The sequence below is a fragment of the Paracraurococcus lichenis genome (assembly GCF_030657435.1).
Classification (GTDB): Bacteria; Pseudomonadota; Alphaproteobacteria; order Acetobacterales; family Acetobacteraceae; genus Paracraurococcus; species Paracraurococcus lichenis.
Genome location: NZ_JAUTWS010000156.1, coordinates 1 through 6,818, shown reverse-complemented (window position 1 = coordinate 6,818; position 6,818 = coordinate 1). Strand labels below are relative to the sequence as shown.

Below are 6,818 nucleotides of genomic sequence, written 5' to 3'. Positions count from 1 at the left end.
ACATCCGCACTTCGCTCCACACGTTGAGGCGCCCGCCCCCGAACACCAACATGAGGCCCAGACCTCGAAAAGGACCCTGACCCCGACAGAGCCAGCATCACCGGAGTTGACAGACAGCCGCGATTAAAGGGCCGAATCACAGGCTCATGCCATGCCGGTCCGCCACCGCCGCGACCGATGCGCCAGGCCGTGACACCTCCTCCACCAATGCCAGCTTCTGATCCAGCGTCCACTGGCGTCGACGCGCCACCACGCTGATTACCTCACCCAACCGACCGTCCGGCACCGCCCTTACCCCTAGGCTTACGGGCGACAACGGACACCCGCGCCACCCAGGAGCCGGGCAGGTCAGCCGATCAACGCACCGCGCCGCAAGGCAGTCGAAGGAAGACGCTTACTTCTGCGGATGCAGCAAGGTCGTTGCGCTACCTTTTTCTGCAACCGGATTTATCGGTCAACCTCGAGACCACCACGCTGTACCCCTACGCCCTGCCCAGGATCCTCGCGTGGCGGTTAGCCTTGATCGGGATCAAGCCCTCGGGGCGCGAGTGGCTGTCGCTGCACGGGCTGCGCGCGGGCTTCATCACCGAGGCCTACGAGGCCGGGGCGCGCGACGAGGCCATCAAGGCACAAAGCGGCCGCTGCTACATCGGCACCATGCACGGCTGGTCGAGCTGCGATAGGCCGGGCGGCTGTGACAGCAGTCCATTGAAGGTGGTTGGTCAGTGCATCGGGCCACCACGTGCCCCTCCTCCGAAGGGAGAACCTCCCGGCCCGCCTCCAGATCCGAATGTCCCAGCGCCCGGTGATCCTCGTTCAGGACTGAAAAAAGGACCATTGCCGAGGCGACCGCCACCGATCCCGTCCCGGGGTGCGTCGAAGCTCGGCATGCGGTTCGGTACAGGGGCGGGCTCGAACGGCACTCCCTGCCGTCCCCCGGGTAGCGATGGGCCAGACAGCCCGGTCCTGTCACCGAGGCCAGGGATCGATCCACGGCCGAAGCCGCCGTGACCCTGACTATTCTCCCACAGGCCCGTAGCGCGCAGGGTTCCGCCTTCGCGCCGCTCGAGCTCGATCACCGCCCGCCGTGGCGTGGCGGCGCCAAGGCCCGCTGTGGCGGCGACCTCGAGGCCGGGCCCGAGCCGGAGGCGGTCGCCGTGATCCACGGAGTAGGCTTCGAACAGGACGATACCCACGCCCGGCCCGAAATAGACGGCCGGGTCGGCAATGACGAGATCAGGGACCATGTTCCCGAGGTAGAGCACGCCGTCGGCATAACGTCCCGACGCGGTGACGATGCCGCTTGGCGCCCCCGCCGTCCCAGGTCTCAGTTCGAGAGTGCCGATGCGCAGGATTCCGCCCTCACGTTGCACCTGGCCATGCACCGTCACCATGCCAGGCAGGCGCCTGTCCAGGCGGGTAGCCACTACCACACCGTCAGGCCGACGGAGGCCGCTCACCGCCACCCACTGGCCGACCTGCGGAGCGCGCTGACCAAGCGTCTCCGGCGTGAGTGCCACGCGCTGGCCCATGACCCGCAGCAGGCCCCCGGGCTCGACCGCCTCGACAGGGCCAGAAACCTCGTACCGGACTTGAACTCTGCGTGCCTGCAGTGCCGCGCCGGGGCCGACCGCTTCGACCACCGCGACCTGACCGGCCCGGAGGGAGGCGGCCTCGGAGGCGGCGCCCTCAACCGTGACGGGGACGCCTTCCTCCAGAGCGACCTCGCGGCCGCCCAGGCAGATGCTGGCGAAGCCGGTGATGACCGCGACGATCCCCGTGCCGCCGATGCCACGGTCAGCCTCCTGCACCATGCCGGGGCGGATACCAGTCCCGCCGATGCCACGGTCAGCCAGTCGCGCGCCCTGCGATGGTGCCCCGGTGCCGCCGATCCCACGGTCGGCCAGCGGCGGGCCGCCATCGGGCCCGATCCGGCAGACGCCACGCGCCGCCTCGGTGGACGGTGCGGGCGCGTCAGTGCGTGCCGGGCCGCAAGACCCCAGGAGGACCAGCGCGAGCAGCGCCGCGCCGCGGCGCAGGCCGTCAGCCAGGGTCACTCTGCGTCTCGTCCTCGACAAACAGGTAGACGCCGAGATTGACGCGCCGGGTCGGCCGCACACCTTCGGCCTTCGCTGCCTCCTGGTCATCGGCTTCGGACAGGGCCAGAGCGGTGCGGTTCAGCTCCAGCAGCATTCGCTGCGCCGCCTGCCGCGCCTCGATTTCAAGCTTCACGGCTGCGTCCAGACCGAGCCGGTCGTAGTGCAGGCTCCGGTCAAGAAAGGGTGGGAGGCCGGCAGCGAGCACATTGGCCGTGGCCGCGGCGGTATGGTCGTGCAGGTTGCGGGCGAAATAGAAGAGCTGCGCCTCGCTCCCCTCTCGCGGCAGGAAGGCCGCCGCCCGTAGGTGCACCCGGTCATCCTGCTCCAGGGCAACAATGCCCTGGCTGAGCCAGTCGTCGAACACGGCGCGCGGCCGTACGTCGCGGGTCACCGCCTCCACCAGAGCATCGAAGGACGGGGCATCGCCGGCTCGCGGCAAGGGCAGCGGACGCCCCTCCCGGTCCGTGGTGTCGGGCGAGCCAAGCCAGCGGGCGATGATCTGGGTGTTCAGGGTGATCACCGCCGGTGCGGGCGGCGTCTCCGGGGCGCGCTGGCGCCGCAACTCCTTCCGGTGGACCCCTGTCATGAGGCTGATCCGGCTGTCGGTCCGCGCCTTCGGGTCGGGCAGCAGGTCGTGCCGGGCCACGTCCACATAGAGGCTGCGGAGCAGGTCCGTGAGCACAGGGAAGGTGACGCCGCTGCGGATGAGCAGGCGCACCAGGGGCCGCAACAGCCGGGCCAGCGGGCCCAACAGCATGTCCGCGGGAGGCGCAGCGGCGCGGTCGGGAGAGGTCGCGGAAATCAGAGCCGTCCTGGAAGAGCTCTCCCATGTAGAACATCCAGTCCGTGGGAAAAAGGCCCATTTATGGCTTGACGTGGGAAACTTTCCCACTTAGTGGTCGCGGCGAGGAATGCCCCCTCGACTCAGTGCCAGGACACCCCGCTTCGTGCTCAGCCGCGCCATGACACCCCCCGGGCCTGTCCCTGGCACCCCTTCCGCGCTTGACGCGAGTGGGGTGCAGGCCAGCGCCACGGATGCCGACTTCCGACAGTTGCGGCACCAGACAAAGAATGCGCTCCAGCGCATACTGCTGCTGATCGAGGAGCATCCGGCGCTGCAGCAGGACGAGTCGGCACAGACCTTGGCGGCTGACTTGCAGCGACGGATCACCCTCGTCGCTGCCATATCCGATGCGCTGTTCGGTTTCACGCAGTGCCCGGAACACTTTGTCCAGCGCCTCCGCGCACTTTGCGAGGGCCTGGTGATGCTGCTCGGTAGCGCCGAACAAGCTATTCGCGTTGGTGTGCTGGTGGCCGGTCGCTGCCCATCTCCATTGGAGGAGATAGTGCTCCGCGTTGCGCATGAGTTCGTCGGGAATGCCGTTAAGCATGGCATGTACGCGCGAAATGGCGGCCGCATCGATGTGCGGCTCGACTGCGACGGTCACCAGACTCGTTTGACCGTCACCGATGATGGATGGGGCTACGTCGACCAGCCTGCCGCCGGCGAGGGCCTGTCCCTGGCATCACTCATCGCCGCCGAGCAGGACGGCACCGTCACCCTGAGCCGCCGCGGCAGTCGCACCCAGGCAACGCTCCTGCTGCCGTACGCCAGCCGCGAGGGTGCGGACAGAACGACGTCCTGACCCGGCAGCAGCGTTGCGGATTCTCCCCCATCCCTACCCTGTGCAAGGTCTCGGCCCCATGGACGCTGCACTTGCCGGCCTGACGCTGCTTGGCCTCGTCACGCTGTCCGGCCTCTTCGTACGCGTCCGCGGCATGCCCTTGCCGCTCGTGCAAATCGGCCTCGGAGCCATCGTCGCCAGCCTGCCCTTCGGTCCGAGGATCGAACTCAATCCCTCCGTCTTCATGCTCCTGTTCGTGCCACCGCTGCTGTTCTCCGACGGCTGGCGCATCTCGAAGCGCGAGTTCGCCGAGCATCGCCGGCCCATCCTAATGCTCGCACTCGGACTTGTCCTGCTCACCACAGTTGGCGGCGGATACGCCATCCATTGGCTGCTGCCATCTCTGCCGCTTGCTGCTGCCATCGTGCTGGCCGCAGCGCTATCCCCAACCGATGCCGTCGCCGTGTCAGCGCTGACAGGACGTGCCCTCCCGTCGCCCCTGGCGCCTATCCTGGAGGGCGAGACGCTCATCAACGACGCATCGGGCCTTACCGCCTGCAAGTTTGCCGTTGCCGCCGCTGCGGGTTCCAGCCTGACGCCAACGCAGGCCGTATGGGACCTGGCCTGGACGGGAATAGGCGGCGTCGCTGTTGGCGTTGCCGCAAGTATCCTGTTCCGGCGCATCCAGTCGGCCGTCACCCTCCGCTGCGGCGCGAGCGCCGAGACTGCCAACCTGCTCCTGTTGATCATGCCCTATGCCGCCTATCTCCTGGCAGAACACATTGGCTGCTCGGGCATCCTCGCGGTGGCGACCGCCGGGCTGGTCGCGGGCAGGATGACGACGATCCGGGAAGGCAGGCCCGTGGACCGCCTGCTCGGCACCGACCTTTGGGGCATGCTGAGCATGGTGCTCAGCGGCATTGTGTTCGTGTTGGTCGGTCAGCAGTTGCCCGGCATGATGGATGAGGTCGCCAGCGCCGCCGACGGGCGCAGCCCGGTCCTGCTCGCCGCAGAGGCGGTAGGCGTCTTCCTGATCCTGCTCACGATGCGGGTAGGCTGGATCTGGACGACGCTCGGCGTTGCAAGCCTCCGCAACCCGAACGGCCTGCTTGCCCGACTGCCACGATCGCGCGCGACCATCGCCGCATCCCTGGCCGGCGTGCGTGGCCCGATCACTCTGGCCGCTGTTCTTGCCCTGCCCGTCTCTACCCCGGATGGCTCGACCTTTGCGGCCCGGAACGTGGTCATCGTCCTGGCACTGGGCGTGATCCTACTGTCGCTGGTGGTGGCAGCCATCGTCTTGCCGGTCCTGGCACAGCGCATGCCGGCCCACTTGGCGCCCAATGAAGCCTTGGAGGAGCAGGAGGCTGAAATCGCTCTTGCGACGGCTGCGATCCAGGCTGCGGAGAAGGTGTGTGCGCGGGCATTGAGGAATGCAGGCGATGACGCGCTCCACGCAGCTGCAAAGCACGTCATGGCGGCCTGCCGTCGCAGGATTGCCATGGGGCACGGAAGCCAGGAAATCCGGGCGACGGCGTGCCATGCAGCGGAAGCGGAGCGTTCGGTGCGGCTCACGACTCTCCAAGCCGAGCGCGAAGAGCTTTACAGGCTGCGTGCCTTGCAGAGGATCGGTGATCCGGTGCTGCATAACTTGCTCCGGCAAATCGACCTCGCAGAAGTCGCGCTGCTCGACGCCGCTCGGCAGCGGTCGTGACGTGGCGCGCAGCAGAGATGCCCAGTGGACCTTGTTCCTTCGACGCAGGTTGGGGCGAACGGACATTGCACGATTTTTCAAATGCGCATCGCCTTTTCGCTGCACCAACCCAAGCGCGTTCGATGAGTCCCAAGAGACTGCAGAAGCCGATCAGGCAGATTTGGGCGTTGCTGCAGCTTCTCGGGCGCTTGCTGCGGTGGATCCTCATGAACGGTACGCCGTGATGGGAGGGGAGGCTGTCATTGCGCTCGGCCCCTCCGGCGACCTCTCGGTGCCTATGTGCCCGTTCGCGCCGAGTGCGACCGAGGCGTCGACCTGCCGTCCGAGTTCGCGGGCTCGATGGTCCTTGAGCAGCCCGCCAAGGCCACCAACCACTCCGGGCAGCCTACCCAGCATGTCGTTGAGCCCGCCGCTGGTTGTGCCGAAGCTCGACGACGAAGCGCCGCCCTGGCCGAGGAGGCCGTCCAAGCCGCTTCCCAGGAGCCCGCAGACCAGCCCCAACCAGAGCCGTCGAAGCCAGTCATGGCTGAGGCCGCGCAGACCATCCCGCCATCATCCAAGATCGCACTTGCCACCACAGAGCCGCCCCGTGACCCGGCTGCCCGCCTGCGTTGACCCTCCCAGCGCCTCGAAGTGATGGCGCTGTCCAGGCCGTGGGGGACATGACGAACCCCGTGCGGTTGATGTTCTGGCGCGAGCGATGCGCCTTTGCGCGGAAAACCTACGCGATCCCAGCGTCGACAAGTGTGGAGATGTATAGATGAACGTAAAGCTCGCCATGGCATTACGATACGACACGCTTCGCCGCGAAGCGGAGCGGTGCACGCAGAACATGTTGGACCTCGCGCCTCCTGGAATGCCTGAGGTCGAGGGGGTGCGGTGGTTCATCCGCGGCTTCCTCGAGGCCAAGGCCGACTACGCAGAGGCGAGCCCTTTCGCCATCTTCACCTCGAAAGAGGGAACAAGGTTGGTCGTTGCGTTGCAGGACGCAATGCCTATTATGAACGAGAACCCGCCGCCCCTTTGAATCTTCCGCGATAAGCATTTGAAACGTATTGAACGGATGCCAAACGGAGCTGACTATTCCAGCAGCTCCTTTAGGACCTGACGCGAAATAACTGAATCAAATGTGACGGCTGATTGTCGGGTCTGGGGCAAACGGAGCTGCCGGTCCATGGCGGCGCTGGGGTAAGCCGTTGGGGTGATCGACATCGACGAGATCCGCGCGCGGTACCAGCAGGCCTGCAAGTTCCTCGATGAGCGTGGCCAGCGGCTGTTCGCGGCGAACGAGGCCCTGGCGCTGGGTCATGGCGGGGTGACGGCGGCGTCGGCCGCGACCGGGCTGGCGCGCAGCACCATCCGGCGGGCGATCGTGGAGCT

6 protein-coding genes and 1 pseudogene are annotated in these 6,818 nt (G+C 67.1%); 4 read left to right on the top strand and 3 right to left on the bottom strand.

Annotated elements, in window-relative coordinates; translation table 11 throughout:
- Window positions 1-136: 136 nt before the first annotated feature.
- From Q7A36_RS41890 to Q7A36_RS37460, 3 genes are all read right to left on the bottom strand, one after another.
- Window positions 137-250 (bottom strand): transposase, encoded by a 114-nt coding sequence (locus Q7A36_RS41890; protein ID WP_370655781.1) that lies wholly within the window; start codon window positions 248-250, stop codon window positions 137-139.
- A 472-nt stretch (window positions 251-722) separates the two neighbouring features.
- Window positions 723-2,057 carry a DUF5666 domain-containing protein gene (locus Q7A36_RS37465; protein ID WP_305108894.1) on the bottom strand — a complete coding sequence of 445 codons (1,335 nt, stop codon included), beginning with the start codon at window positions 2,055-2,057 and terminating at the stop codon, window positions 723-725.
- A complete protein-coding gene (locus Q7A36_RS37460; protein ID WP_305108893.1) occupies window positions 2,044-2,856 on the bottom strand; it encodes a DUF6502 family protein in 813 nt (270 codons plus the stop codon). Before Q7A36_RS37460 ends, Q7A36_RS37465 begins: the two co-directional genes overlap by 14 nt.
- Before the next feature lie 259 nt (window positions 2,857-3,115).
- On the opposite strand from Q7A36_RS37460, the gene Q7A36_RS37455 reads away from it, so the two are divergent.
- The 4 genes and pseudogenes from Q7A36_RS37455 to Q7A36_RS42130 form a co-directional block, all read left to right on the top strand.
- The gene (locus tag Q7A36_RS37455) at window positions 3,116-3,745 is read left to right on the top strand and encodes an ATP-binding protein (protein WP_305108892.1); all 630 of its coding nucleotides are present in this window, start codon (window positions 3,116-3,118) and stop codon (window positions 3,743-3,745) included.
- Window positions 3,746-3,803: 58 nt separating this feature from the next.
- Window positions 3,804-5,438 (top strand): Na+/H+ antiporter, encoded by a 1,635-nt coding sequence (locus tag Q7A36_RS37450; RefSeq protein ID WP_305108891.1) that lies wholly within the window; start codon window positions 3,804-3,806, stop codon window positions 5,436-5,438.
- A 760-nt stretch (window positions 5,439-6,198) separates the two neighbouring features.
- Window positions 6,199-6,465, top strand: a complete 267-nt coding sequence (locus tag Q7A36_RS37445) for a hypothetical protein (protein WP_305108890.1) — start codon at window positions 6,199-6,201, stop codon at window positions 6,463-6,465.
- A gap of 177 nt (window positions 6,466-6,642) precedes the next feature.
- Window positions 6,643-6,818 (top strand): annotated as a pseudogene (locus Q7A36_RS42130) (ISAzo13 family transposase); the annotation flags it as partial.